Below are 26,412 nucleotides of genomic sequence, written 5' to 3'. Positions count from 1 at the left end.
AATCAGGGTGTGTGAGTATGGGTTTAACTAATACCCCACCGTAAAGTGGAAGATTTTAGCCTTAGCCCCATATCTTTCTACTCCTAGAATCCTTGATCAATGCATCCAAACTATACTAACTGTTTTGCTCTAAAACACAAAGGCTGGTAGATGACTAGAAATACAGTTTGGATGAGCATACTCTTGCCTAAGAGTGCTAAACAGCAAAAATTTACTGAGATTGGGTTAAAGGACATAGAGAAACACATGAATTTCCCTTACCCTTTAACCGAACTAAATAGAGATGACTGGTAGATGGAATCTGATAACTTACTCCCCTTGTTGGTAATTGGCTACTGAGGGATTTTTTGTTGTTTTTCATAACCTTTTAATCCCATTTTCGCAAAATTATCCGGAGCATACTGGTTTGTCTCAGAACATAGTAATGGTAGATGCACCCTGATAACTTGCTCCCCTAGTTAACTGTCGGTTGCTAGGGGATTTTTTTATGTGCAAAAACAAACATGTAGCCAAGAATTTGCACAAAATTATCCGGAGCATACTGGTTTATCTCAGAACATAGTAGTGGTAGATGCACCCTGATAACTTGCTCCCCTAGTTAACTGTCGGTTGCTAGGGGATTTTTTTATGTGCAAAAACAAACATGTAGCCAAGAATTTGCACAAAATTATCCGGAGCATACTGGTTTATCTCAGAACATAGTAGTGGTAGATGCACCCTGATAACAAACTCCCCTTGCTAGCTGTCGGCTATCGGGGGATTTTTTGCAGAAAAACAAATGGTAACGCATCTTTGCACAATTTGCTCAGATGTATTAAAACTTTATTTTTTGTTTGTTACTCCCCATAAACTTTTTTATTAGTTAATTGTAAACTAATTTATCTTATTATTTTTAGGAATAACGCACAACTCAACGTTGTAGGGGCTTCGGCTATTGTTTGCGTAAGTCCCAATTTTGGCTATTTTTTTTAGTTCATTTGTATTACTAAATTAGTAATATGCAATTATACGAATCCGGTTTGATTTATGAACTTACTCGTGACTTCACGCTTCTTGATAAATTACTTCCTGAAATTGAATCACGTCTTTTTGTGGATCGGCGTGGGAAACTTTCACTAAAACCTGTTCACCCAACTTCAAAGGACGTCGGAAAGACATTGGTAACTGCAAACCCAAATCTTCCAAAAGAATTAATGCTAAACCGCTATCTTCTCTCAACCACATTAATACTGTTGCCTGCCAAACTTTATCCGTACAACGGCGCAAGTATTCTAATGCCCAATAGCGGTTTGTCTGGCGTTCCACCATTGTCACTTCTTGGGTGATGGTACTAACGGTCATCATCACTTCTTTGAGTTGTTCAGCGGAAAAGGGTGGAACATCGCCCCGCAGGTGTGCTTTGATCTGGAAGTGGGTAAGCAAGTCGCTGTAGCGGCGGATGGGAGATGTAGCCTGAGTGTAGGTATCCAAACCTAAACCCGCATGGCGTACTGGTGTAATGCTCATTTCACTCTTAGGCATACAGCGACGCATAGCACAAGCACGGACGAAACCTGCTGGTAGCTGGAGTAATTCTTGTTCGGGGGGTAATTCTGGTTGGGGCTGACCACGAAAAGGCAGAGGAATCTGATGAGTTTGACCATAACGGGCAGCAACTTCACCAGCAAGTATCATCATCTCAGCTACTAGTTGCCGGGAGGGGGAGTCATCTAAAACATAGATTTTGATGTCGTCTTCTTTGACTTTAATCATTGCCTCTGGCATATTGATGCTGATGGCTCCTTGGGCGTATCGCCAAGCTTTGCGCTTGTTTGCCCATCTGGCTATGGCGGCAATTTCTGGTTCCGCTTGCACGTCTAAGTCCAGCATTTCGTCTACATCTTCGTAGGTGAGGCGATAGGTAGGTTTAATTAAGCTGGCGTGAATACTGTAATTTTCTACCGCACCAGATGCATCTAATATAATTCCAAAGCTGAGAGCGCAACAAACCTGTCCTTGTACTAAACTCATGGGGCCGGTTGCCAATATTTCTGGAAACATGGGAACCATACCTGTTGGCAAATAAACCGTACTACCCCGCTTTCTGGCCTCTAGATCTAACTCATCTTCTGGCATCAAAAATCGTGTTGGGTCAGCGATATGTACCCACAATCTTTCCCGACCATCTGGAAGTTGTTCCCAACTCAAACCATCGTCTATCTCGGTAGTACTTTCATCATCAATCGTGTACACTTTGAGGTAGGTCAAATCCAGGCGGTTAACATCTGGATCAGGCGGTGGTGATTGCAATCGCTGTTGCGACACTTCTAGTACCTTTGTAGGAAATTGAACTGGAATTGAGGAACGACGCAGAAATAAGTTTTCATGAGGACTCCACCAACCCAAGTCTACCAATAATTGTAAGGCTCCTTGGGGGGTTGCAGAACGTCCTAGCATGTTCATCGTTTCCAGGACTGGTGCTGGCGGCGGATAGGCACGAGCCAGAGAGTCATAATTTAGCCCTACACGCACTATATCGGCAAGCAGTGCTGCATATTTTTCCAAAGCTTCTAAGCGGTGGCGGTCATGTCTTTGCCACTCGACTGCTTCACCTTTGAGTGCTTGCTCTACACGAGCCAAAAATTCTTGTTGTCCTTTTGCTTTGAGTGCTTCTATTTCTATTTGGTGTTTACGTTCTGCTACTTGGGCGGCTGTGCGGGGTTCGTACGAGTCTCCCTTTTGCTTGAAATAGATTTTATCTTCTGATAGTAACCAGTAAGCAGCATAACACTGAGGTGGTTGTGATTCCGAAAACAGTAAGCTTGCCATGACTTGTGGCGTCACTGCTTCCCCATCCTCTACTAGCAGTTCCCAAGCTACTTCTAAGCTTGATGGATCTAAGTAAGGCTTTACTTCTTCGAGAAAACTAGCAATTTGTGAGGATTTATAAGTTTGTCCGGTAACTATATAGGTGATTTGTCTAGGCGCGAGACTGTGAGACTGACCCCGTTCATCAACTACGAACCAACGGGTTTTGCCGTCTGGACGATCTACCACACCCAAACGGCGATCGCCTTGAAGTCTAAATTCAACTAGGGTCCCCTTCTCCACAAGCCTCGCACTGAATAAAATATTTTAGATTTTAGATTTTGGATTAAATAACTTACTATTAAATCCCAAATCTGAATGATTTTATGCTTGATAAGCCGATCTTACACTTAAACTTTTCTAGATTTTAGATTTTGGACTCACAAACGCCAAGTGCAATGCTACATAAACCTAGCTGATTCGTCTAAAAATCCGAAATCAGCTTTGAAAAGCTTTGAACGCCGGCTTGCGGCGATCAAACTTTTCGCAAAATCCACAATCTAGTTAGCCTTCTGCGTTGATAAACGGCAATAAAGCCAAAATTCTAGCGCGTTTAATCGCTAATGTTAACGCTCGCTGTTGCTGAGAGGTCAATCCGGTAATGCGACGGGGCAATATTTTACCGCGCTCAGTGATAAATTTACGCAGCAAGTCTACATCTTTATAGTCAATTGGTTCTCCCGGCTTAATCGGAGACAAACGACGACGGTAATAACTCATGGTTGCCTATTTAATTTCCTTGTGAACAGTATGTTTGTTGCAGTGGGGGCAGAACTTTTTGAGTTCTAGACGATTTGTGGTGTTACGACGATTCTTAGTCGAGGTATAACGTGAAACACCTGGAGAGCGTTTATCTGGATTTGTACGACATTCCGTACATTCCAGTGTCACTATAATTCGGACACCTTTAGCCTTAGCCATAACTTTACAAACAATTAAGCCTGAGAATAATTAACACAAATATCTATCTTCGCACATTTCGCTGCAAAGTTTCAAGCATTCGCTTGATTTTTATATCTAGCGAATAGCCACGTCTTGCCGAGACGATTATAGTTCTAGCATAGCGATCATGCAAAGCTTGCCGCAGTTGGGTATCAGATACAGCTGTACCACAATCTATGGCTAGGGGAAGTATTAGCAGTATAGCAGTGGGATTGCGGATAATATTGCTTGAGGCGATCGCAAGTAAAAGCGCACCCACACCAATGATCGCCTCTCGTTTCAACAGAGTCTGTAAATCTGGTACTCTTCCTCCTTCGACTGCCAGTACTCTCATATCTAAAGCATAACGCCCCAAACTTTGCCCTTGGTTGTTATACACTACTACCACTCGTAACACCAACCAAGCGATCGCAAAAACTAATATCTGGAGAAATTGAATACCAAGCGAACTAGTTCCCAATAGAGAACTAACTAACCAAACAATCAAAAAATCAATCCCAAATGCCATAATTCGTCGCCCAAATTCAACTCTGGGGTAGTTTGGTGGGGGTATGCGTTCAATAGTCATAAAAATTATGAATTATGAATTATGAATTATGAAATTTTGAGAGTCAAAGACTGATTAATTTTGAGCTATTGCCACTGAGTGGACATAGAAAGTGGATTACAAATAATTGATTTTTTATCTACTCTAATACTAAGAGGTTTTATTCCAATCCCCAATCACCTATTCCTGATCCCCAATCATTTCTATGGATATTGTGCAAATCCTCAAAGAGGACTATCAAAGATTTCCAGCCAATCAAACTTACAGCATCTACGCTGAAAACGTTTATTTTCAAGACCAAGTGTTTAAATTTCGGGGTATTCAGCTATACAAGCTGATGATCAAATTCATTGAGACTTTTTTTTTAAATCCCAAAATGGATTTGCATGATATCCAAAAAGAAGGAGACACCATTAAAACCAAGTGGACACTCAGTTGGAATAGTCCCCTACCCTGGAAACCACGTATTTCTATCCCTGGTTGGAGTGAATTGCGCCTCAACTGTGACGGTTTGATCATTTCTCACATAGATTATTGGAATTGTTCGCGTCTAGATGTAATCAAACAGCATTTCTTTACCAAACAATCGATAATGTAAATAAATGTAAATACTTCTCATACAAGACAGAATCATTCATGCGAGTAATTTTAATGACCGGAAAAGGCGGTGTAGGTAAAACCTCTGTAGCCGCCGCCACTGGACTGCGTTGTGCAGAACTTGGTTATCGTACCCTGGTTTTGAGTACAGATCCCGCCCACTCTTTGGCAGATAGTTTTGATTTAGAACTAGAACACACTCCTCGTCAGATTCGCCCCAACTTGTGGGGTGCGGAACTGGATGCGCTACAAGAATTAGAGGGAAACTGGGGTGCTGTCAAGCGTTATATTACTCAAGTTTTGCAAGCGCGAGGTTTGGATGGGGTACAAGCCGAAGAATTGGCAGTTTTACCAGGCATGGATGAGATTTTTGGCTTGGTACGAATGAAACGCCATTACGATGAAGGCGATTTTGATGTTTTGATTATCGACTCTGCCCCGACTGGTACAGCATTACGGCTGCTGAGTTTACCAGAGGTCAGTGGTTGGTATATGCGCCGTTTTTACAAACCGTTTCAAAATATTTCTGTTGCCCTTAGACCTTTGGTTGAACCTCTGTTTAAACCGATCGCGGGTTTTTCTTTGCCAGACAAAGAGGTGATGGATGCGCCTTATGAGTTTTACCAACAAATCGAAGCATTAGAAAAAGTCTTAACTGATAATACTCAAACTTCAGTGCGTCTCGTCACCAACCCTGAAAAAATGGTAATTAAAGAATCTCTCCGCGCCCATGCCTATCTGAGTTTATACAATGTCGCCACAGATTTAGTTGTTGCTAATCGCATTATTCCCGAAGAAGTCCAAGACTCATTTTTCCAACGCTGGAAAGAGAATCAACAACAATATCGTCAGGAGATTCACGAAAATTTCCATCCTTTACCTGTAAAAGAAGTACCTCTTTTCTCGGAAGAAATGTGCGGTTTGGCAGCACTAGAACGTCTCAAGGAAACACTTTACCAAGATGAAGATCCCACTCAGGTTTACTATAAAGAAAACACAATCAGAGTCGTACAAGATAAAAATCAATACAGTTTGGAATTGTATTTACCTGGTATTCCTAAAAATCAAATTCAACTTAGTAAAACAGGCGATGAATTAAATATTACTATCGGCAATCATCGCCGTAATTTGGTCTTACCACAAGCATTAGCTGCACTACAACCAGCAGGAGCAAAAATGGAAGAAGATTATTTAAAAATTCGCTTTGCTGAGGCTGGAAATACTTAATTTTTTGGGTGGGTACTGCCCACCTTATACCTTTTTGGATTTTAGATTAGCGATCGCCCAAAGTACTCTCCTCACCCAAGCTAGTGAAAAAGCCAAAAGGGAAGCCACCATCAAACGTATCACGACCCTGCTGTATTCATTGCCCACAATTGAGTATCAGTCAGCTTTAGCAGAAACGATTGCTACCCTTGGTAGTTCTGGTGGTAGGCTTTGCATAAAAAATCAACCCGTGATGGAAAGTTTTGCAGATTGCTTGCAACTTGATAGGCAATATATCAAGGTCCGATCATACGGGGATCTTGTCTGTTAATGCTATGTATTGTTGCGATCGCTGCGAGTGTTATTTACCACATACTTGAATTGAGTTTCTTTAGGGTTGTTAAATTAGATAAATAAAACTATGTAAATTAGAGGACTTACGCAAAAAACCTCTGAAAGCCTCTTTCCTTTGCGTTCTTTGTGTCCTTTGCGGTTCGTTTTACCGTAACCACTGCGTAAGTCCTAAATTATTTAATCAACTTACTAGTACTTTTACTGAAGACAAAATTACTAAATAAATCGAAAAATAGTTTATATTTGCTGCTCATGCATGAGAACAAACATGCAAAAAGCAAAAAATTATGCTTATCAAATAAGCATTTTGGCTGCTTTTTTACTCTCTACTTATTTTCGCCGTACAGCAGTACTGCATGTGAGTTGAAATAAAAAGCTTTAAACAAAAGCACTTTTAATTTTTGCATCCGGCTCGCCACCCTTGTAGGTAATAGCGTCAATTATTCTGCTGATATTTTTTGATAAAAAAATGACTTTATCTCAGGAACAAAACCTGCAAGCAAATCTTCAGCAAAAAGACTTGTTGCGTCGCCTTACTAACCGCATTCGCCGCTCATTAGAATTACAAGAAATTCTGACAACAACAGTGGCGGAGGTACGGTCATTTCTCGGTACAGAGCGAGTGATGATTTATAAGTTTCATGATGATGATAGTGGTCAGGTGATTGCTGAGTCAATAAATGATCAGAAGTTGCCATCACTGCTGGGGTTAAACTTTCCTGCGGATGATATTCCGTCCCATGCTCGTGAGTTGTTTATTAAGTCACGAGTACGATCAGTTGTTGATCTGGATAATCAGCAGATTGGTCACAGTATAGTGCGTGACTTGGATACTGGTGAGGTTTTATCCGAAGATATCCACTACCGTCCTGTAGATCCCTGTCATGTAGAGTACCTAAAGGCGATGGGGGTGAAATCGAGTATTGTAGTACCAATTATCCATCAGGATAAACTTTGGGGCTTATTGGTTTCTCATCATTCCCTGTCACGTTCGGTGAGTGAATATGAAATTGAAGTGTTACAAATGGTGGTTGAACAGCTGTCAGTAGCGATCGCTCACAGTGATCTGCTGACTCAAGCTCGTACTCAAGCTAAAAGGGAGACTATTGTCAACCGTATTGCTACCTTATTGCATTCACTACCTGCGATCGCATTACAGCCAGCCTTAGAAACGGCAGTTACTGCCTTTGGTGGTGCTGGTGGTAGGCTTTGTGTGAGAGATGATCCCTCAAATTTTCACAGCAGCAACACCAGAAGCTTAAATGAGTGTTTAATACCTGGAAATGACTGTGTCAAGCTTTATACCTACGGACAACAGCCTGCGATTCCAGAACAAACCGTATACCCATTCCTAGAACAGTATAGTGTCTGGCAAGAATATTACAAGTCTGGTGAATATGATGTCTGGGCAATTTCAGATATTTATGCAACTCCAGGCTTGCGTACCTTGCAACTAGCTTTTGCAGTAACTAAAATTCGTAGCATGTTGATGATACCGCTGCAATATCGTCAGCAGTTACTAGGTTATTTAAGTATTTTCTGCAATGAAATAGACACAGAAAAACTTTGGGCAGGACAATTTGATCCGGATAGTCGGCAACAATATCCTCGCCTATCGTTTGAGGTCTGGCGTCAGTCTAAAAAGGCACAAGCTCGCAAATGGACATTGGCAGAAATTGAATTGGCTAGGGAAATTGGTAAACAATTTGCCTCAGCGATTCAGCAATACAGGTTGTACCAACAAATACAAAGTTTCAATACCAACCTAGAAAAGCAAGTCCAGCAGCGCACGCAGCAACTGGAACAAGCAACTGAACAACAACAGGCTGTATTTGGCGTCATTACCAAGATTCGTGAGTCTCTCGAAGCCAACACTATTTTTCAAACCACCACTAAAGAAGCTTGCGAGCTGTTACAAGCTGAACGTGTTTCAGTTTATCGCTTCGATTCTGAATGGGGTGGTGAATTTGTTGGTGATTTCGAGGCTATTAATCCCAACTTGTCAAATGTCTCTAAATTAGGCGTGAATCTAGTTTGGAACGACACCTATCTACAAGATACCCAAGGCGGACGCTACCGCTACAATGAAACATTTGCTGTCGATGACATATATCAAATGGGGTTTGAGCAGTGTCATCTGGAAAATTTAGAGCATTACCAGATTAAAGCTTTTATACTTGCTCCCATTTTTGTTGGGGACAAACTTTGGGGTTTACTCGCGGCTTATCAGCATACCAAACCCCGGCATTGGCAAACCTATGAAATTAACTTTCTTACCCAGATTGCAGTTCAGTTGGGGGTAGCACTCCAGCAAGCAGAATTACTCGCTCAAACACGGCAGCAAGCTCTACACTTGCAACAGGTAGCAGAACAACAACGAATTTTGTTTGAAGTGGTTGCAAAAATGCGGGAATCGCTGGATCTAGATAATATTTTTGCTGCCAGTGTACGGGAAGTGCGACGTTCTTTGAATGCTGATCGAGTAGGGATATTTCACTTTGCTTGCGATTCCAATTTGAATAATGGTGAGTTCGTTTCAGAAGACGTTTTACCAGATTTTCCTTCTGCTTTGGGTGCCAAAATTCACGATCACTGCTTTGGCGAACAGTATGCCATCTATTATGCCCAAGGACGAATTCAAGCAGTAGCTGACATCTACAACGCTGGATTACAAGAGTGTCACCTTCAAGTTCTGGCACAATTTCAGATTAGAGCTAACTTAGTTGTACCCTTATCCAAAGGCGACCAACTTTGGGGCTTACTCTGCATTCACCAGTGTAGTCAACCTCGGCAATGGCAACCATCAGAAATTCAGTTTACTACTCAAGTTGCAGCCCAGCTGAGTGTGGCAATTGAGCAAGCTGATTTACTTAGTCAAACCAGGTTACAAGCAGAACAATTAGCTGAAGCACTACATGACTTACAACAAATGCAAACTCAGTTGATTCAAAGCGAAAAAATGTCTTCGCTTGGTCAACTAGTGGCGGGTGTGGCCCACGAAATCAACAACCCTGTGAATTTCATACACGGCAATCTCAACTATGTTAATGACTATGCCAGAGATTTACTAAATATGCTGGCTCTTTACCAGCAGCACTGCCATGAGCTCAATCCAGAAATTCGGGAACGAGCAGAAGAAATTGACTTAGATTTTATCATTGACGATTTGCCGAAAATGCTGACTTCCATGCAGATAGGCACTGAACGCATCCGTCAAATTGTCTTGTCTCTACGAAATTTTTCCAGGCTTGACCAAGCGGATATGAAGCCTGTTGATATTCACGAAGGTATTGACAATACACTACTGATTTTACAATATCGCCTTAAGGCTAAACCAGAGGGCTGTGCTATTCAGGTAATTAAACAATACAGTGACTTACCTTTGGTTGAGTGCTATGCCGGACAAATGAATCAAGTTTTTATGAATGTTTTGAGTAATGCGATCGATGCGCTAGAGCAGCAAAGGCAGTCTATCTCAGAAACTCATATCCCGACAATTACAATCAGAACAGCTGTGGGTAAAATTTCTGGCAATACCCCCAGTGTTGTCATCAGAATTGCTGATAATGGCCCTGGTATATCACAAGAGACTATTAATCGTATCTTTGATCCTTTTTTCACCACCAAGCCAGTTGGTAAAGGTACTGGCTTAGGACTTTCGATTAGTTACCAAATAATTGTGGATAAACACGGTGGTGTTTTTAAATGTGACTCCCGCCCAGGATTAGGTACAGAGTTCTGGATTGAAATTCCCATGCGACAGCAGGAGTAATTTTCAATTACGCAACTGAACAGGCATTGCCAAATAGGTCATTTTCAAACCACCCAAAGGGGTAAAAATGACTGGAGTAAGGTTTGTATTCATCTGCATAAGAATGGACGAAGCTGGCAAAGCTTTTAAACCTTCCATTAAATATTTAATATTAAAAGCTATATCTATATCTTCTCCTGATATCTGGGCTGGCATGATTTCCATTGCACTACCGACATCCTGAGATTCCACAGACAAGGTAATTTCTTGAGCATCCCCATTGAGGCTGACTTTCACAAGATTATTCTTTTGATCTGCGAGTACAGCAATTCGTTCTAAAGAACTCAAAAATTGCTTTCTTTCTAGTGTCAATTCTGTTTGAAATTGTTTGGGAATGAGGAGATGGTAAGCCGGATACTGCCCTTCTAGAGTACGGCTGGTCAAGCGTTGATTGCCAAATTCAAATACTACTTGACCTTGATCGAAATACAACGCTACAGGTTCTTCAGATTCAGAACTATGAGCCAACATTCGCTCTAGTTCACGCAAGGCTCTTGCTGGTACTGTTACCTCTAAACCATCTTCACTATTAGTATCTGGACTTTCATTGGTAGTTTCCACGACTGCGAGGCGATGTCCGTCTGTAGCGGCAAATTCTAGAGTGTCTTGCTTGATTGTTAAATGCACACCAGTCAGTACTTGCTTGGTTTCATCAGCACTAGTGGCAAACAATGAACCCCGTAAACCCTCAATCAATGTACTAACACTGAACTGCATAGGTTGAGCATTTTCAATGACAGGTAGTTCTGGAAACTCTTCGCCCCCCATTGCTCGTACTTGATAACGTCCGCTCTTGGGTGTGAGTGTGACAATTAAACCGTTATAGTCTGGTAAATTGTCAGTAGCTGATGATTCATCGTCTAGGGTAATTTCTCCCTCTGGTAAACGAGAAACTATGTCATTGAGCAGTTTCGCAGGCACTGCGATCGCTCCTGATTGTACTACTTCAGCGCTGAAACTGGTGCGGATACCCAAACTCAAATCAAACGCTGTCAGGCTAACTTGGTTAGTTTCAGCATCAGCCTGCAACAACACATTCGCCAAAACTGGATGAGTGGGACGAGAAGAAACAGCACGGCTGGTTAATGAGAGGTGAGTACTGAGATCGCTTTGAGTACAAACGAGTTTCATAGTCAAAGTTAGCTGGTGTGTTTGGATATAGTAACACCGTTAGGCAAGGTTAGGGGAATGGGGAGTCTGACAGGTGTGAGGAGTGGGGGGAGTGTGAGGAGTGGGGGGAGTAAATATTTGAAAGAACTACTAACTACTAACCATTAACTACAATATGTGGAAATTGTGGAAAATCTGTGGAAAAACTAGAAAGATTTTCCACAGAGTAATTGTACTTAATAAAGTTTTCCACAGTAGTTTTATGAGTTTTCCACAATTAATTAGGAATTTTCCACAATCTAATTTATTCTTAATACTTTTTTATAGTTATTTTAATAATTGGGTCATTAGTTGATTTTTGGTTGTTAGTGGTTAGTGGTTAATTGCCTCCCCATCACCCCACCTCCCCATCTCCTACTTAGGTCGGCTTGTCATATTAATGCGATCGCTCAGTTGACGTAGCGTTTGTGCTAAGTTTTGCTCTGTTTCTTTTAATTGAGTAATTTTCTCACAACTATACATAACCGTTGTATGGTCTTTACCACCAAATTCCTCTCCTATTCTAGGCAAACTTAAATCCGTGTGCTGCCGCATTAGATACATTCCTATCTGACGAGCCCAACTAATTTCTCGCCGTCGTGAGTTGCCTTTGAGGTCGTCAATCGTCACATTAAACTCATCGGAGATAATGGTTAAAATTGTTTCTGGGGTTGCTTCTACCTTTTGAGTAGGAGGTTCCAGTACAGGTGCAATATTTTCTACCGTCATAGATAAACCCCAAATAGAAACATATGCCAGCGCCCGAATAAATGCTCCTTCCAGTTCTCTAATATTTGAGGTGTAATTAGAGGCAATATATTCAATTACATTCTCTGGTAGACGGATATTCTCATATTCGGCTTTTTTTTGGAGAATAGCCATTCTAGTTTCTAAATCTGGCGGTTGGATATCAGCAATCAAGCCCATTGCAAATCGAGAACTCAGACGTTCTTGCAGACGAGGAATTTGGTTAGGAGGGCGATCAGAAGCAATCACAACTTGTTTACCAGCTTCATGTAAAGTATTAAACGTATGAAAAAACTCTTCTTGAGTATATTCCTTACCCTCAATAAACTGAATATCATCCACTAAAATCAAATCTGCTGCTCGGTAGTGTTCGCGAAAACTTTGCATACTGTCTTTGCGAATAGCAGTGATTAAATCATTAGTAAACTGTTCCGTAGAAACATAAAATATTTTTGAATTTGGGCAAATTTCTAAGCGATAATGCCCGATCGCCTGCATTAGGTGAGTTTTACCTAAACCTACACCACCACATAAAAACAAGGGGTTGAATTCTCTACCTGGTGATTCAGCAACTGCCAAAGCCGCAGCGTGAGCCATGCGATTGTTGGCTCCGACTACAAAGCGTGAAAATACATATTTTGGATTTAATTCAGTGGTTTTAGGCGGATTTTTGGCAGCATTGTCCGGAATAATGCTCGGAGATGGTAATGATAAAGCTCCTTCTTTGTCTGTTAACTGAGACACATCATCACCCTGAGCAACAGTAATATAAATTTCTATAGGATGACCCAGAATATCCTGAACAACATTAGTAATTGTCTTAATGTAATATTTTTGCAACCAATTACGGGCAAAGGGGTTGGGAGTACGAATGACTAAATAGTTATTTTCCAGTCGTTCAGCGCTAGCAGTTTTGATCCAAGTTTCAAAGGTGGGACGAGATAGCTCTAGCTGCAAGCGTTCCAGAACTTGACTCCACAGATTATCTATGGGAATTGCCATTATCTACCACCTTTGCTGGTAATCGTCACAATAATATAAGCAAGCACCAATTTAACATTCAGCTACTCTAGACCAGGAATATGCTTTTAAGTTGTAATCTTTGTTTGGACTCCCCCGGTAGGCAATATCCTACCACTGACACCTTCACATGGAGAAGTAAGCACGGATGAAGAAACCAGACAATGACTTGCAAACGCGAAATATAAACACTAGTGGCTTAGGAAATGGGGAGATCGGGAGACGGGGAGAAATTTTTCTCCCCACCACCTCATCACAAGACACTCCATCGCGCCAAAGATCAGTAATCTCAATTTTATCCATGCTACTGGGTGGCGTAACAATTGTATCCCTTGGGGGCTGTTCCCTACCCATTAATATGCCAGGGAATCAAACACCTAATTCTCAAGCACAAAACCCGACAAGCGCCCCTGCTCCCGCTGCGCCTCCTATTTTGCAGTCATCCGGAGATCCCAATTTTGTAGTCAATGTGGTACAAAAGGTAGGGCCCGCGGTAGTTCGCATTGACTCTGCTAGAACAATAACTTCACCACCAGATGAATTTGGCGATCCATTTTTCCGCCGGTTCTTTAGTAATGAACCACAGCCCAGACAGCGAGTTGAACGGGGTAGTGGTTCTGGTTTTATTATCAGTGCCAATGGTCAAATTTTGACCAATTCTCATGTAGTTAACGGTGCTGATACGGTAACGGTAAGATTAAAAGATGGACGGACTTTTGATGGAAGAGTCATAGGGGAAGATCCGGTTACTGATGTAGCAGTTATAACAATAAATGCCCAGAATTTACCTACTATTGCTCTGGGTAATTCTGATGTTGTACAGCCAGGAGAAGCAGTCATAGCCATTGGTAATCCTCTGGGTTTAGACAATACTGTAACCTCTGGAATTATTAGCGCCACAGGACGTTCTGGTAGTGCGATCGGTGCTAGCGACAAACGTGTTGATTATATTCAAACTGACGCTGCTATTAATCCTGGTAACTCTGGTGGCCCTTTACTAAATGTTCGTGGTGAAGTTATTGCCATGAACACTGCCATTATTCGTGGCGCTCAAGGCTTAGGCTTTGCTATTCCCATCAATACAGCACAAAGAATTGCCCAAGAATTAATTGCTAAAGGGAAAGTGGATCATCCCTATTTGGGTATTCAAATGGCGACACTGACACCCGAAATTAGAGAGAGAATCAGTAAACTAGGTATTAATCTAGCGACAGATAAAGGGGTTTTGTTGATTGCTGTTATAGCGCGTTCTCCCGCAGCCAATGCAGGACTAAGAGAAGGTGATGTGATTGTGAGTATCAATAACCAGCCTGTGACTGATGTTGAACAAGTGCAAAAATTAGTAGAAAACAGTAGAATAGGAATCCCCTTACAAATACAAGTACAACGCGATGGACAAAATTTGCAAGTTGCAGTCAGACCTGCTCCTTTGCCAGTTCAGCGTGAAAGTTAATATGAATTATGAATCACGTAAGACTGTGAATTCAAAAAGGCGGTAATAGATTATGGGGAATAGTCAACATACCAATTACCACCTAACCACCCACGGAAAATCCATCTGTGCCATCTGTGTTTATCGGTGTGTATGGGTGGTCGATTTCTAAAAATAATAATTTTTTTCCAGACGTAATGAACATAAATCTCTATATCTATCCACATCAGGCGTGAATTATGAACAAAAAGATTTAATAACTTAATAATCTTTGATTGTCATAATTAGGAGCTTGAGATAATTGAGCGAATTACATCAATTTTAAACATGGTTGTGACAGATAGATTTAAAAAACCTATACCCACATAAGATATCCCAATCCAAAATCCAAAATGGCACTACTCCCAATAATTCAATTAGGTAATTCTATACTTCGTCAAAAAGCAACTGAAGTTGAAGATATCCAAGATGAAACAATTCAGAAACTGATTGACGATTTAATGGCTACAGTTAGTGAGGCGAATGGTGTAGGCATTGCAGCCCCTCAAGTTGCCCAATTATACCGTGTGATGATTGTAGCGTCACGTCCTAATCCCAGGTATCCCCATGCTCCACATATGGAACCGACAGCTATGATTAATCCCCGCATCATAGCTCATTCGAGTACAATGATCAAAGATTGGGAAGGTTGCTTGAGTATTCCTGGTATTAGGGGTTTAGTACCAAGGTATGAGGCAATAGAAGTAGAATATACCGACAGAAATGGCAAGATACAAAGGCAATTGTTAACTAATTTTGTCGCTCGGATCTTTCAACACGAATACGATCATTTTGATGGTATAGTCTTTTTAGACCGCTTGGAAAGCAATTTAGATATTGTCACTGATCACGAGTATCAAAAACTAATTGTTCACAATATTTGACAATAAATAACTCTAAAGAACTATACAAGGGGTGGAAATTTGAGTTAGAGTTAATCTGATGTTAACCTTTTGGCTTTGAGGTAGCTATTGGGTAAATGACAAATACTATTAGTAGTCGCAAGGGGTTAAGTCAACCGCTGCAACAATCTTCTGGCTTAATCTTTGCTCGAAAGCAAAGCGATGAAGTTAATAATCACAAGGGTGAAGTATCTACACGGTCAATGGCACAATTAGGGCTGGGTGGTCTAAAAATTATTCATGTTAGTCAAGGCCGCGTACGAATTCGTGCCACTGACGTCAGTTATAACTCGATCCTAGAAAGTTTATCCCAGCAATTACGGCAGCATGATGGTGTAACAGAAGTCAGCACTAATCACAAAACTAGCAGTTTAGTGGTTAAATTTGATGAAGGTAGGCTACCTCTGCCACAGATGTTAGCAAGACTTCAAGAGTTTGGTATTCAGCAATATCAAGCTGCTTATGATTCACAAACTAATACCGATCCCTTCGCTGCTTGGAAATCAGCAGAATTTTGGCAAGAGCAAGGACTTTCCTTTATTCCTTTATTTGCAGGACTGGGAGTGACAGGGGCACTGGGAATCAATGGGTTGGCAGCAATTCCGGTATACATGATTACAGCAGATGCTACCCGGCGTGTGATTGACTATATAGAACCTCAATTATTCGGAACTAAAAAGAATAAAAAATTGAATACAGCTTCTGCAACACAATCAACAAAAAAACATCAAGTGAAATCGCAATCCTCTCTAGCAAAAGTGGAGCAAATAGCAGCTGGAAAGCAAGAGTTATTCTCAAAAGGCATTGTGGACAATGCAAAGATTACTTGCAAGATTGTCCATGCAATTCCGGGACGTATCCGGCTGAGTGTACCAAAATTAGCTCAAGATCAAGACTATGCAAAACGCTTGGAAAGATTGCTCAAAGCAGATCCCCAAGTTACAAGCGTGCGTATTAATTGTGATGCTGCATCAGTGGCGATCGCATATCAACCAAGCAATATTGCAGCAAATCACTGGATTGGTTTAATGCAGCGAGCACAGCAGACTGCACCGCGAGTCACAGAAAAAGACGCTCATACGCAGCCAATTGCCAAGCCAGTTAGGGAGTCGAGCAAATCAGAAGAATTCCGAACAGCAACAGTGGAACCTACACCAGAGGAAACTGGTTTATGGGCTACATTCAAAGCTCCAGCTTTGTCTTATGCTCTCGCCTTTATGGCGAACTTTCCTATTAATGCAGCCCCGGACTGAGGAGGAGGAAAGCAATGGTTGGATCAAAGTTAGGATTGGCATCTATCCCAGAAAAAAAAACCCAGGGAAGAATTACGCAACAAACTGATCGCACACAAGAGCGATCGCCCCGGGAAGTTTACAGCATCACCTATGCAATGCCAGAACAAGTCGGGTTTTGCGTACCCCGTATTTCCAGAGATCAACGCTACCTGGAACATCTTGTAAAGTTGCTAAAAGCAGAAGCTTTGGTCACAAATGTGCAAGTCAATAGTACCGCCGCTTCTGTAGTAGTAACTTATAAGTCTGGAGAGATGTCAGATTACCAGATGCGATCGCATCTAATTGATTTGATTCAGTCTGGAGTCAAAGAGCCAGCAACGATCCAACCAGTAAATTCCCATTCTAAAACTCAAAAACAAACTGAACTTGGAATGGCAAAAGAAACTTATAGCATTACCTATGCAATGCCAGGACAAGTCGGGTTTTGCATTCCTCGCATTTCCACAGATGAAAAATATCAAGAGCGTCTTGTAAAGTTGTTGAAAGCAGAGGCATTAGTTAAGAAGGTGCAAATAAATATCACTGCCGGGTCTATTGTGGTAATTTATAAATCTGGAGTCATGTCAGATTACGAGATGCGATCGCATCTAGCAAATCTGATTCAATCTGGTATAACAGAGTCAGCAACAACACAACCAACAAATTCATACCCAACAGTCAGTCAGATAGAAAACAGACAACAACAAGACGAGGAGAAATCGTCAGTTCTCCCTGCACCCTCTCCGACTCTAGTTAGTAGACATTTTAACGTCACTGCTGTTAAGAAAATCCCAGTTGCAACCATCACAGAACATAAATTTCTACTAAGTAGAAAGTTGCCTCAAGAAGGTAAAAACAAGCAGAAATGCTCCGAAATACAAAACAGTGAAAACCAAAGTTCCTGTTTATCTGCACAAGCAAAAGTCCTGCCAGTATCTTCGTCTCGCCCTAAATCTACCGTACTTCCCCAGAAAACTGAACAACAAGCAAAGCCATCAGCCAAAGTCGCTTATAGTATTGCTCACGTCATTCCGGGAAGAATTCGGTTTCATGTGCCTCGGATCGCAAAAGATCCGAAATATGTGCAACGTTTAGAGGCTTTATTAAAAGCAGATCCAACGGTCATCGGTGAACGAATTAACTGTGCCGCAGCATCAGTTGTCATCACATACAAATCTGCGGTGAAAGCTAATAGTAAAGACTGTGATAGCAGTGTTTTGGAAACTGCAATCTCACATTTAGCAAATCTGCTGCAATCTGCCAGTGATGTGGCAGTTGCCTAAATTTTCTAACCAATCTACTAAATCAGTGAACAGGCGTATAGTGGGAGACTTAAACCCAAGCGAATATGCACTCTTGATTGACTACTAGACCTTTTGCAAAAGTCTATTTTCAAAAAACGAACACCGATAAACACCGATAAACACCGATAAAATCCATATCCATCTGTGTGCATCTGTGTGCCATGAGTGTACATTACGGAAGCGGCTACGCGTCTACGTAATTCAGGAATTATTCTGATTTTTGCAAGACATCCACTCTTAAATTTAAAGACTTGAAGATTATTTTTTGTAGTGAGGACTTTAGTCCTCAAAGAGTGAAGACAGCACTCACTACAAACTGTCTTCTCGTCACCAATGTTCACCAATATTTTCGTATGAGAGAGAAGCAATGGTACAAGTTAAGGTGGGTCTACCATCCTCCGCAGGTCAATCCCAAGTGAATTTGACCCAAAAGAATGGGAAAGCCCATTTTATAGAACACAAGGGACATTCACGCACGCATCTTCCCAAAGTAGATTACAGTGTTATCCATGCAATTCCGGGAAGAATCAGATTACGAGTACCTCGCTTGCGTCACAATCCTGACTACGCACAGCGCCTCCAAGTTCTGCTAGAAGCAGATGCGCTAGTTACATCTTTTCGACTCAAGCCGGCTGCTGCATCGGTTGCTGTTACTTATAATCCCAAAACAGTCTCAGAATTTAAGCTACGCCATCATCTGGGGCATGTATTTCAATCCGCAGCAGAAGTTGTAGTTTTGAAACCGACAAAGCACAAAACAACAAAAGCAACGGAAACATCTTGGCCAGGATTACAACTTTCTGGAGCTGCTACTGCTTTAGCCGTGCTGGGTGGCCCCTTGGGATTACCCATTCCACCAATTTTCATGGTAGGAACCATTTCTCTTGCTACCTTGCCTGTTCTCCAACGCGCCTGGAAAGGAATTACGGTAGAACGAAAACTGAATATAGACTTTTTGGATTTGATCGCGATCGCCATTACCACGATTCAAGGTAGATTTCTCGCCCCAGCATTGATGCTGAGTTTAATTGATATTGGTGAAAAAATTCGCGATCGCACTGCTCGTTGTTCCGCACAGCAAACTTTAGATCTACTCAGTTCCCTGGGACAATTCGCCTGGGTAGAACGAGATGGTCAAAAGCAACAAATTCCCATTCACGAAGTGCAGCGTGGTGATATCGTCATTGTCTATCCAGGAGAACAAGTCCCCGTTGACGGTAAGATATTGCGAGGGAAAGCCCTGCTGGATGAACAGAAACTGACTGGTGAGTCTGTACCTGTATTAAAAACCAAGGGACAAAACGTTTTTGCTTCTACCTTGGTCAGGGAAGGACGCATGTATGTATTGACTGAAAAAGTCGGTCACGATACTCTTGCGGGTAAGAGCTTGCAATTAATGGAGCAAGCTCCTGTTCACGATACCCGGATGGAAAACTATGCAGCGACAGTAGCGCAAAAAACAGTCCTGCCAACTTTGCTACTAGGAGCAGCAGTATTTGCCCTGACTCGTAACCCAGCACGAGCAGCCAGCGTCCTCACCTTAGACTTTGCTACGGGAATTCGTGTATCAGTACCAACTACAGTTTTAGCAGCCCTCACCCATGCAGCCCAGTGCGGTGTTCTCATCCGCAGTGGTAGGGCATTAGAGCAGCTCGCACAAGTAGATACCATTGTTTTTGATAAAACTGGTACTTTGACTCAAGGTGAAGCTGCTGTTGTTGGCGTAGAAAGTCTTAATCCTGCCGTTTCTTCTCTGCGGGTACTGCAACTTGCAGCAACTGCGGAACAACGCCTAACTCATCCAGTTGCAGAAGCAGTCATGCGCTACGCCGAAGCTCACAAAGTTGAAATGCTGCCACGTAGCAAGTGGGACTATCAATTGGGCTTGGGTGTAAAAGCAGAGATTGATGGCGAGACAGTTTTTGTGGGTAGTGAACGGTTCCTGCGTCTGCAAGAAGTAGATATGTCCGGCTTGGAGGGACGCCAAAAACCTGCTTCGGCAATTTATGTTGGCAGTAACGATCAACTTTTAGGTATAATAGAATATAGTGATCTTTTGCGTCCCGAAAGCCGCGAAGTTATTAGCAGACTGTTAACGGTCGAAAATGTGGAAGTACACATGCTAACCGGAGACAATAAGCAGACTGCTAGTGCTGTAGCCGCTCAGCTTGGCATTGCCCCAATCAATACCCACGCCGAAGCTTTTCCTGAGCAAAAAGCAACAGTTGTCCGTGAATTACACGAACAAAACAAAACAGTTGCATTTGTTGGTGATGGCATCAATGATTCACCTGCCTTAGCCTATGCTGATGTTTCCGTTTCCTTCGCCAACGGTTCCGATATCGCTCGTGAAACAGCAGACGTGGTACTGATGCACAATAACTTGCATGGCTTACTAGAAGCGATCGCGATCGCTCGCCAAACCAAGCAATTAATTCAGCAAAATACGGGCATTATTGCCATTCCTAACTTAGCTGCTTTGATGGTAGCTGTTTTCTTTGGTCTGAATCCTTTAGCGGCAACAGTAGTTAACAATGGCTCCACAGTCGTTGCGGGAGTCAACGGTTTACGTCCACTTCTCAAGCCAAAAAATAGTTAGTGCTTGCTGGTTACTTGTTGTTTGTTTTGGGACAACCAACAATCAACTACCAACAACCAACTAACTTCAAAATCTCTATCATCAGCTGGATGAGATATCCATCTCAACTGAATTAAAATTAGAGGTTTTAATATAAAGTTCAATCGTCGTGAGGTTAATGACAATGGCACCGAAAATAATTGACTTTGTAGAAGATGCTGGCGCACCTGGAATTATTGCAGGTATTGGTGCAGTTATCCTAGCACCAGTTGTAATTCCAGTAGTAGCTGGAGTTGGTAAACCAATTGCTAAGTCCTTGATCAAAGGCGGACTGGTTCTTTACGAAAAGAGCAAAGGAGCTTTTGCGGAATTGGGTGAAACCTGGGAAGACATGGTAGCTGAAGCCAGAGCAGAACTCGCTGAATCTAAGCAACTGCCAGCCGTTGAAGCTGCTGATAATATATCTGACAATGGTGCATAACACGATTGTTGTGTAAAGGTTAAAGGGCAAGGAAAAAGGAAACTTTTTCACCTTAGCCCTTTAGCACATTTGGATTTTAGATTTTGGATTCATACTAAGTACAGCTTTATGTAAAATCGTAGTGATATTGAACGCAGAGGAACGCAAAGTAAGCGCAGAGGTACGCAGAGTCTTTCTGCATAGAATTCGCTAAGAATAAATGAAATGCTGTATTAAGTAAGTCGGTGGGGATAAACATAACGCGATACAAACCCTTGCCAATGACAAATGAAGATCCCAACTAGTTAGCTTTATTTGTGCCGACTTACTTAGTTGAATAAAATTTGTAATTTCTCAAGGAAAGTGGTTACGTGTGGAAAAATAGTAATGGCAGTCTTATCGATATGCCAAGACCAATGTCGGAAAAAATCATTAAAACGCGCCCTAAACCTATACTGACAAAAATTGTGAGTAACACTCCAGGGCGGTTACGTTTACGGGTTGCTCATTCCCACCGTCAGAAAGAAGAAATGCAACGTCTCGCCAAAACCTTGGAGGCAAATCCTAGTATTAATGATGTGCGGACGAATATTCATCAAGGGAGTATTACTATCCAGCACAATGCTGACGATGAAAGTTTTCAAAACGTTCTTGCTGCACTATATGATTTAGGCATTATTTTTGCTGATATTACAGCTGGAAAAACTGAAGCAGCAGCAGGAGTATCAAATTCCATTGTTGATTTGAACCAGCGAGTCCACGATATAACCAACGGTTTAATTGACTTGCGAATTATTATGCCTATAGGACTTGCTAGCCTTTCTATTCGACAATTACTCACCAAAGGTTTGCAATTAGAAACCATTCCCTGGTATGTGTTGGCATGGTATGCATTTGATAGTTTCATTAAGTTGCATGGTAATACAAGCCAAACAAAATCTACGACTGAAGAATAATATCATGTCCGCTTGAAAACTGACGCCTGATGTGAATTGAATATGGAGACGCAATATTCCTTGCGCCTGGTAAAAAACGTTTTTTTAGAAATCGACCACCGATACACACCGATAAACACAGATAACACAGATGGATCTTTTATGGGTGGTTGGGTGGTCATTGGTTTGTTGAGTATTTCCCATGATCTATTAGCGCCTTTGTTAATTCACATTAGACGTAACTTATATTATCCATTGAGGTCGGTAATGGGTAATTGGTAATTTGGGATATTAGCTAGTAGTTGCGATCGCAGTAGGAATATTAAAGTGATTATAAAGACAATTATTTTGATTTAAATATTTGTCCAAAAATTTCCTGCGAGCAAAAGATGAAAAAACTAATCAACAATCCCCATGATTTTGTGCGCGAAAGTCTAGAAGGTATGGCGATCGCTCACTCGGATCTCATCAAAGTTAATTTTGATCCTAATTTTGTCTATCGAACTGATGCACCCGTAAAAGGCAAAGTAGCAATTGTTTCTGGGGGTGGCAGTGGTCACGAGCCGATGCACGCTGGTTTTGTGGGCATGGGAATGCTGGATGCTGCTTGCCCTGGAGAGGTTTTTACTTCGCCTACCCCTGATCAAATGCTGGCAGCAGCAAAGGCTGTAGATGGTGAAGCGGGAATTTTATACATTGTCAAAAATTACTCCGGGGATGTGATGAATTTTGAAATGGCAACGGAGTTAGCTAGGAGTGAAGGTATCCGGGTACTAAATATAGTAATTGATGATGATGTTGCAGTCAAAGATAGTCTTTATACCCAGGGACGTAGAGGTGTGGGAACTACAGTCCTAGCAGAAAAAATCTGTGGTGCAGCAGCCCAGCAGGGATATAATTTACAACAACTAGCTGCTTTGTGCAGACGCGTCAACTTGAATGGACGGAGTATGGGTATGGCACTGACTTCTTGTACAGTACCAGCTAAAGGTACACCGACATTTGCACTTAGAAACCAAGAAATAGAAGTGGGTATCGGGATTCACGGTGAACCAGGTAGAGAGCGCATGAGTATAAAATCAGCAGATGAGATAGCTGAGATGTTAGCGCTTTCAATTATTGAGGATGCATCCTATACTCGGACACTGCGAGAGTGGAACGAAAAAACGGGCGAATGGCAAGAAATGGAACTGATAGATGCAAATTTTGCCAAAGGCGATCGCTTATTAGCTTTTGTTAATAGTATGGGTGGCACTCCGCTATCTGAATTGTATATCATCTACCGCAAACTTGCAGAAATTTGTCAAAAGCAGGGACTGCAAATTGTACGAAATTTAGTAGGTGCTTATGTTACTTCCCTGGAAATGCAAGGCTGCTCAATCACTCTACTCAAGTTAGATGAGGAGATGATTCGTCTATGGGACGCACCTGTGAAAACTCCAAGCTTACGCTGGGGGATTTAATGTAAGTTTTTATTAACGTGGTAACTTTTCAAAACCCGTATATAACAGCAAAACCCGGCCATTACCAGCCATCCTATCCAGAACCTTGTCTCTTGTCAGCTTTTGCGTCTTGCTACCACGTGTTTCTTCCACCCATATTTGGTAGGTATCCTGATCAAAATAAGTATCAGCAACACCAATGAAAGCAGCAGAAGCATTGACAATGCGGAAGAGAGGCTCTTTTGGATCTTGCCTACCAGCAGCGTAAATCAGACCGCCTAAAACTTCAGTGAAGCCTTTGTTGGTAGTATCAATTTTTATTTTACCTTTTTCTGTTTTCAAGCCGAGAATCCACAGCTTGGCGCCATTATTAACCACATTAGTTTCTGAATCTCCTTCAGGATTTAGCTGACGCGCCCAAATATTTTGAGCGGGGTTGAGAAATCTCAGTTTTTGCATCGTAGCATCATCAATAAATAAATCTCCAGTACCATTACTTTCTAGGTTAAGTTGAAGAATACTACGGTAAACAACTGTTCGATTCGCAACATTTTTCCACATCAACTTAGAGCCATATCTCACAATAAAGTTTTCAATTATAAGAGTTGATTTGCTACCTTTATCTGCAATTATTTCTCCTTTGCCCTTCAGGGCTGCTCCTGTACTAATAAATCTTTCTAGTTTGCCTCGTAGTCGTAGAGAACCATCAATTATAAACGTTCCTTTTCCACCTGGTACTACTACAGTTGTTGCACCAGAATCAATTGCCGCTTGAAAAGCAGCCGTATCATCTTTATCATCGTCGCCAATGGCACCAAATTTTTCAACACTCACCCACTTTTGGGGATTATCCCATTTCAACTTGGGAAATTGTTTAATGGGAAGTTGCAGTGACTTGGATGGTGAAGCAAGCTGCGAAGTGCTTGGATGCGATGTATACTCATCCAAGCTCGAACCTTTAACTATTTTGTTTGCAGTCTTATTTAAAAGAATATTTTTATAGCCAGAAGAGGTTACATTTCTGGCATAAATAAAACCAACTGAAGAAATAGCTGGTAGTTTTTGAGCGCCATCGCGACCAATTAATTTAGCATTTACTAGAGTTAAAGTGCCACCCAGATGAAGACGTTTCTTTGGATCAAAACCATTGATAATTGCTGATACAGAATTTATACTATTGAAACCTTCTAAACTCATTGCTTGTCCATTGTTCAAAATACCTGCAAAATTTTGTTCGCGGACTGTAAGATTCTGTATGGTAATGCCATTAATACCATTGTTGGTACGGACACCATAATCAAAACCAACAATTTCTACATCCTCAATCAAAAGAGGACCTAATTCACCATGAGTTAGAGCTAAACCAGTAGTTCCCTTTTTGTCTTCAGAGATAATCTTGACACTTCTGACAGCTCCTTGATTATTAGCAACAAAATTCAATCCTTCTGCACCTGGGTTATTTTTTCCAACTTTAATCGTGAGGTTTCTCACAGAATTAGCAAAACGTTGAGCTACCAAACTTGCTTTAAAATCTTCTGAGTTAGGATCTAAATCTGGATCAAATCCTGTGGAAATAACTGGCCGAGGTTTGCTAGAGTCCTGGAATAAAGGAGATTGATCTTGAAGGCGAATAATCACGCGATCGCGGCTTTGACCTTGTAGCGTAGTATATTTATAGTTGGAGCGGTTACGTTCTCCAGACGGCCAATGTAGACTATTAGAAATATCATACACACCGTTAGGTAAGTAAATAATTCTTCCTTGACCGGGAAATCGACTGAGTGCTTTTTGAATAGCTTCTGTATCATCCTTGCCATCGTTCGGTATAGCCCCATATTCTGGTGCTGTAACATCTATCACCCCTACGTTTTTGGGAAATACAATATTTTCTGCCACGCCTGGGGTAGCTTGGGCAATTTGAATATCAGTATTTTTGGTATAGTCAGCACAAGTAGAAGTGACAAGAGCCACAAAAACCAAGCAGGGAATTTGTTTGTAGATAGAGGCTTTGGCAAAAAACACAAGCTGATGTTCTCTTAGATACTTTACTATTCCCTTTTACATTTGTTCATTGCCGAAACCGTAAAAACTCGGATATTTTTCTTTGATATCTGCGTTCAGCAGGAGGTATGGAGATGGTAACAAAAGAGCAAATTTTACAGTGGTTGCAAAGCTTTGCAATTGTAGTCGAAGATAACAAAGACTATTTAACAGAATTAGATGCAGCCATAGGTGATGCTGACCACGGTATAAATATGGAACGTGGCTTTAAAAAGGTAGTTACTCAGTTGCCAACTGTTACAGATAAAGACATCGCTAGTATTTTAAAGATGGTGAGCATGACGCTAATTTCCACAGTTGGCGGTGCAAGTGGCCCGCTTTATGGCACATTATTTTTACGAGCAAGTACGGTAGTAGCTGACAAACAAGAATTAAGTGACCAAGATATGCTGGCGATGCTACAAGCAGGGTTAGATGGCGTCGTTGGGCGGGGAAAAGCGCAACTAGGCGATAAAACGATGGTGGATGCTTTATCGCCAGCAGTGACAGTTTTTGGGCAAGCTGTGGCAGCAGGTGAAAATATATTATCAGCAATGCAAAAAGCTGTAGCAGCAGCAGAGAAGGGGATGCAAGATACAACGCCAATGCAGGCTAAAAAAGGCCGTGCCAGTTATTTAGGAGAACGGAGTGTAGGACATCAAGATCCAGGGGCGACTTCTGTTTATTTAATGTTGCAGAGTTTGTTAGATGTGATTTCTTGAAGAAGGCAGAGGGCAGTCTCGATGAAAAAATTTACCACTAACAATGAAAGTGGAATTTTTCCCG

The 26,412-nt window shown here is 41.6% G+C and carries 21 protein-coding genes; 14 read left to right on the top strand and 7 right to left on the bottom strand.

Going from position 1 to position 26,412, the window contains the following annotated elements:
* Positions 1 to 1,044 precede the first annotated feature (1,044 nt).
* The 4 genes from NIES592_RS12230 to NIES592_RS12215 form a co-directional block, all read right to left on the bottom strand.
* The gene (locus NIES592_RS12230; protein ID WP_062246684.1) at positions 1,045 to 3,090 is read right to left on the bottom strand and encodes a ribonuclease catalytic domain-containing protein; all 2,046 of its coding nucleotides are present in this window, start codon (positions 3,088 to 3,090) and stop codon (positions 1,045 to 1,047) included.
* Positions 3,091 to 3,351: 261 nt separating this feature from the next.
* On the bottom strand, positions 3,352 to 3,567 hold the full coding sequence (rpsR, locus tag NIES592_RS12225; protein ID WP_009453779.1) for a 30S ribosomal protein S18: 216 nt from the start codon (positions 3,565 to 3,567) through the stop codon (positions 3,352 to 3,354).
* Between the two features lie 6 nt (positions 3,568 to 3,573).
* Positions 3,574 to 3,768: a 50S ribosomal protein L33 gene (gene rpmG / locus NIES592_RS12220; RefSeq protein ID WP_009453780.1), complete on the bottom strand. Its 195-nt coding sequence runs from the start codon at positions 3,766 to 3,768 to the stop codon at positions 3,574 to 3,576.
* Positions 3,769 to 3,811: 43 nt separating this feature from the next.
* Complete coding sequence (locus tag NIES592_RS12215; RefSeq protein WP_073555873.1) at positions 3,812 to 4,357, bottom strand: RDD family protein; 546 nt, start codon at positions 4,355 to 4,357, stop codon at positions 3,812 to 3,814.
* A 184-nt stretch (positions 4,358 to 4,541) separates the two neighbouring features.
* Here NIES592_RS12215 and NIES592_RS12210 point away from each other — a divergent pair, with 184 nt between their 5' ends.
* The 4 genes from NIES592_RS12210 to NIES592_RS12195 all read left to right on the top strand — a co-directional run bounded on the left by NIES592_RS12210 (position 4,542) and on the right by NIES592_RS12195 (position 10,265).
* Positions 4,542 to 4,934 (top strand): DUF2358 domain-containing protein, encoded by a 393-nt coding sequence (locus NIES592_RS12210; protein WP_009453782.1) that lies wholly within the window; start codon positions 4,542 to 4,544, stop codon positions 4,932 to 4,934.
* Between the two features lie 38 nt (positions 4,935 to 4,972).
* Complete coding sequence (locus NIES592_RS12205; protein WP_073555872.1) at positions 4,973 to 6,160, top strand: TRC40/GET3/ArsA family transport-energizing ATPase; 1,188 nt, start codon at positions 4,973 to 4,975, stop codon at positions 6,158 to 6,160.
* Between the two features lie 34 nt (positions 6,161 to 6,194).
* Positions 6,195 to 6,470: a hypothetical protein gene (locus NIES592_RS12200; RefSeq protein ID WP_231936498.1), complete on the top strand. Its 276-nt coding sequence runs from the start codon at positions 6,195 to 6,197 to the stop codon at positions 6,468 to 6,470.
* A gap of 492 nt (positions 6,471 to 6,962) precedes the next feature.
* Positions 6,963 to 10,265: a GAF domain-containing protein gene (locus NIES592_RS12195; RefSeq protein ID WP_073555870.1), complete on the top strand. Its 3,303-nt coding sequence runs from the start codon at positions 6,963 to 6,965 to the stop codon at positions 10,263 to 10,265.
* Between the two features lie 3 nt (positions 10,266 to 10,268).
* Here the strand turns inward: NIES592_RS12195 and dnaN are convergent, their stop codons facing one another.
* Both dnaN and dnaA read right to left on the bottom strand, forming a co-directional pair.
* Positions 10,269 to 11,435, bottom strand: coding sequence for a DNA polymerase III subunit beta (gene dnaN, locus NIES592_RS12190; protein ID WP_073555869.1), 1,167 nt, complete (start codon positions 11,433 to 11,435; stop codon positions 10,269 to 10,271).
* A gap of 393 nt (positions 11,436 to 11,828) precedes the next feature.
* Positions 11,829 to 13,202 (bottom strand): chromosomal replication initiator protein DnaA, encoded by a 1,374-nt coding sequence (gene dnaA, locus NIES592_RS12185; protein WP_073555868.1) that lies wholly within the window; start codon positions 13,200 to 13,202, stop codon positions 11,829 to 11,831.
* 166 nt (positions 13,203 to 13,368) lie between these two features.
* On the opposite strand from dnaA, the gene NIES592_RS12180 reads away from it, so the two are divergent.
* The 9 genes from NIES592_RS12180 (at position 13,369) to dhaK (ending at position 23,607) form a co-directional block, all read left to right on the top strand.
* Positions 13,369 to 14,673, top strand: a complete 1,305-nt coding sequence (locus NIES592_RS12180; protein WP_073555867.1) for an HhoA/HhoB/HtrA family serine endopeptidase — start codon at positions 13,369 to 13,371, stop codon at positions 14,671 to 14,673.
* 371 nt (positions 14,674 to 15,044) lie between these two features.
* On the top strand, positions 15,045 to 15,575 hold the full coding sequence (gene def / locus NIES592_RS12175) for a peptide deformylase (protein ID WP_062246668.1): 531 nt from the start codon (positions 15,045 to 15,047) through the stop codon (positions 15,573 to 15,575).
* A 95-nt stretch (positions 15,576 to 15,670) separates the two neighbouring features.
* Entirely contained in the window at positions 15,671 to 16,846 is a 1,176-nt protein-coding gene (locus NIES592_RS12170; protein WP_062246666.1) for an HMA2 domain-containing protein, read from the top strand.
* 14 nt (positions 16,847 to 16,860) lie between these two features.
* Positions 16,861 to 18,150 carry a hypothetical protein gene (locus NIES592_RS12165; protein WP_073555866.1) on the top strand — a complete coding sequence of 430 codons (1,290 nt, stop codon included), beginning with the start codon at positions 16,861 to 16,863 and terminating at the stop codon, positions 18,148 to 18,150.
* A 388-nt stretch (positions 18,151 to 18,538) separates the two neighbouring features.
* The gene (locus NIES592_RS12160; RefSeq protein ID WP_073555865.1) at positions 18,539 to 20,770 is read left to right on the top strand and encodes a heavy metal translocating P-type ATPase; all 2,232 of its coding nucleotides are present in this window, start codon (positions 18,539 to 18,541) and stop codon (positions 20,768 to 20,770) included.
* Between the two features lie 163 nt (positions 20,771 to 20,933).
* On the top strand, positions 20,934 to 21,230 hold the full coding sequence (locus NIES592_RS12155) for a DUF5132 domain-containing protein (RefSeq protein ID WP_062250548.1): 297 nt from the start codon (positions 20,934 to 20,936) through the stop codon (positions 21,228 to 21,230).
* Between the two features lie 350 nt (positions 21,231 to 21,580).
* The gene (locus NIES592_RS12150) at positions 21,581 to 22,165 is read left to right on the top strand and encodes an HMA2 domain-containing protein (RefSeq protein ID WP_073555864.1); all 585 of its coding nucleotides are present in this window, start codon (positions 21,581 to 21,583) and stop codon (positions 22,163 to 22,165) included.
* Positions 22,166 to 22,207: 42 nt separating this feature from the next.
* Entirely contained in the window at positions 22,208 to 22,426 is a 219-nt protein-coding gene (locus NIES592_RS12145) for a hypothetical protein (protein WP_073555863.1), read from the top strand.
* Between the two features lie 107 nt (positions 22,427 to 22,533).
* Positions 22,534 to 23,607 carry a dihydroxyacetone kinase subunit DhaK gene (gene dhaK / locus NIES592_RS12140; protein ID WP_073555862.1) on the top strand — a complete coding sequence of 358 codons (1,074 nt, stop codon included), beginning with the start codon at positions 22,534 to 22,536 and terminating at the stop codon, positions 23,605 to 23,607.
* A gap of 12 nt (positions 23,608 to 23,619) precedes the next feature.
* Here dhaK and NIES592_RS12135 read toward each other — a convergent pair whose 3' ends face one another.
* On the bottom strand, positions 23,620 to 25,608 hold the full coding sequence (locus tag NIES592_RS12135) for a glycosyl hydrolase family 28-related protein (protein ID WP_073555861.1): 1,989 nt from the start codon (positions 25,606 to 25,608) through the stop codon (positions 23,620 to 23,622).
* 113 nt (positions 25,609 to 25,721) lie between these two features.
* On the opposite strand from NIES592_RS12135, the gene dhaL reads away from it, so the two are divergent.
* The gene (gene dhaL, locus NIES592_RS12130; protein ID WP_073555910.1) at positions 25,722 to 26,348 is read left to right on the top strand and encodes a dihydroxyacetone kinase subunit DhaL; all 627 of its coding nucleotides are present in this window, start codon (positions 25,722 to 25,724) and stop codon (positions 26,346 to 26,348) included.
* Positions 26,349 to 26,412 lie beyond the last annotated feature (64 nt).

The organism is Fischerella major NIES-592, assembly GCF_001904645.1.
GTDB lineage: Bacteria > Cyanobacteriota > Cyanobacteriia > Cyanobacteriales > Nostocaceae > Fischerella > Fischerella thermalis.
Note: the sequence above shows the minus strand (reverse complement) of the source record. Positions and strands in the feature narration are given on the sequence as shown.

Coding starts and splice junctions, on each gene's coding strand:
- rpsR (WP_009453779.1), bottom strand. CDS start 3,567: ATGAGTTATTACCGTCGTCGTTTGTCTCCGATTAAGCCGGGAGAACCA.
- rpmG (WP_009453780.1), bottom strand. CDS start 3,768: ATGGCTAAGGCTAAAGGTGTCCGAATTATAGTGACACTGGAATGTACG.
- NIES592_RS12215 (WP_073555873.1), bottom strand. CDS start 4,357: ATGACTATTGAACGCATACCCCCACCAAACTACCCCAGAGTTGAATTT.
- NIES592_RS12210 (WP_009453782.1), top strand. CDS start 4,542: ATGGATATTGTGCAAATCCTCAAAGAGGACTATCAAAGATTTCCAGCC.
- NIES592_RS12205 (WP_073555872.1), top strand. CDS start 4,973: ATGCGAGTAATTTTAATGACCGGAAAAGGCGGTGTAGGTAAAACCTCT.
- NIES592_RS12195 (WP_073555870.1), top strand. CDS start 6,963: ATGACTTTATCTCAGGAACAAAACCTGCAAGCAAATCTTCAGCAAAAA.
- dnaN (WP_073555869.1), bottom strand. CDS start 11,435: ATGAAACTCGTTTGTACTCAAAGCGATCTCAGTACTCACCTCTCATTA.
- dnaA (WP_073555868.1), bottom strand. CDS start 13,202: ATGGCAATTCCCATAGATAATCTGTGGAGTCAAGTTCTGGAACGCTTG.
- NIES592_RS12180 (WP_073555867.1), top strand. CDS start 13,369: ATGAAGAAACCAGACAATGACTTGCAAACGCGAAATATAAACACTAGT.
- def (WP_062246668.1), top strand. CDS start 15,045: ATGGCACTACTCCCAATAATTCAATTAGGTAATTCTATACTTCGTCAA.
- NIES592_RS12170 (WP_062246666.1), top strand. CDS start 15,671: ATGACAAATACTATTAGTAGTCGCAAGGGGTTAAGTCAACCGCTGCAA.
- NIES592_RS12165 (WP_073555866.1), top strand. CDS start 16,861: ATGGTTGGATCAAAGTTAGGATTGGCATCTATCCCAGAAAAAAAAACC.
- NIES592_RS12160 (WP_073555865.1), top strand. CDS start 18,539: ATGGTACAAGTTAAGGTGGGTCTACCATCCTCCGCAGGTCAATCCCAA.
- NIES592_RS12155 (WP_062250548.1), top strand. CDS start 20,934: ATGGCACCGAAAATAATTGACTTTGTAGAAGATGCTGGCGCACCTGGA.
- NIES592_RS12145 (WP_073555863.1), top strand. CDS start 22,208: ATGGAGACGCAATATTCCTTGCGCCTGGTAAAAAACGTTTTTTTAGAA.
- dhaK (WP_073555862.1), top strand. CDS start 22,534: ATGAAAAAACTAATCAACAATCCCCATGATTTTGTGCGCGAAAGTCTA.
- dhaL (WP_073555910.1), top strand. CDS start 25,722: ATGGTAACAAAAGAGCAAATTTTACAGTGGTTGCAAAGCTTTGCAATT.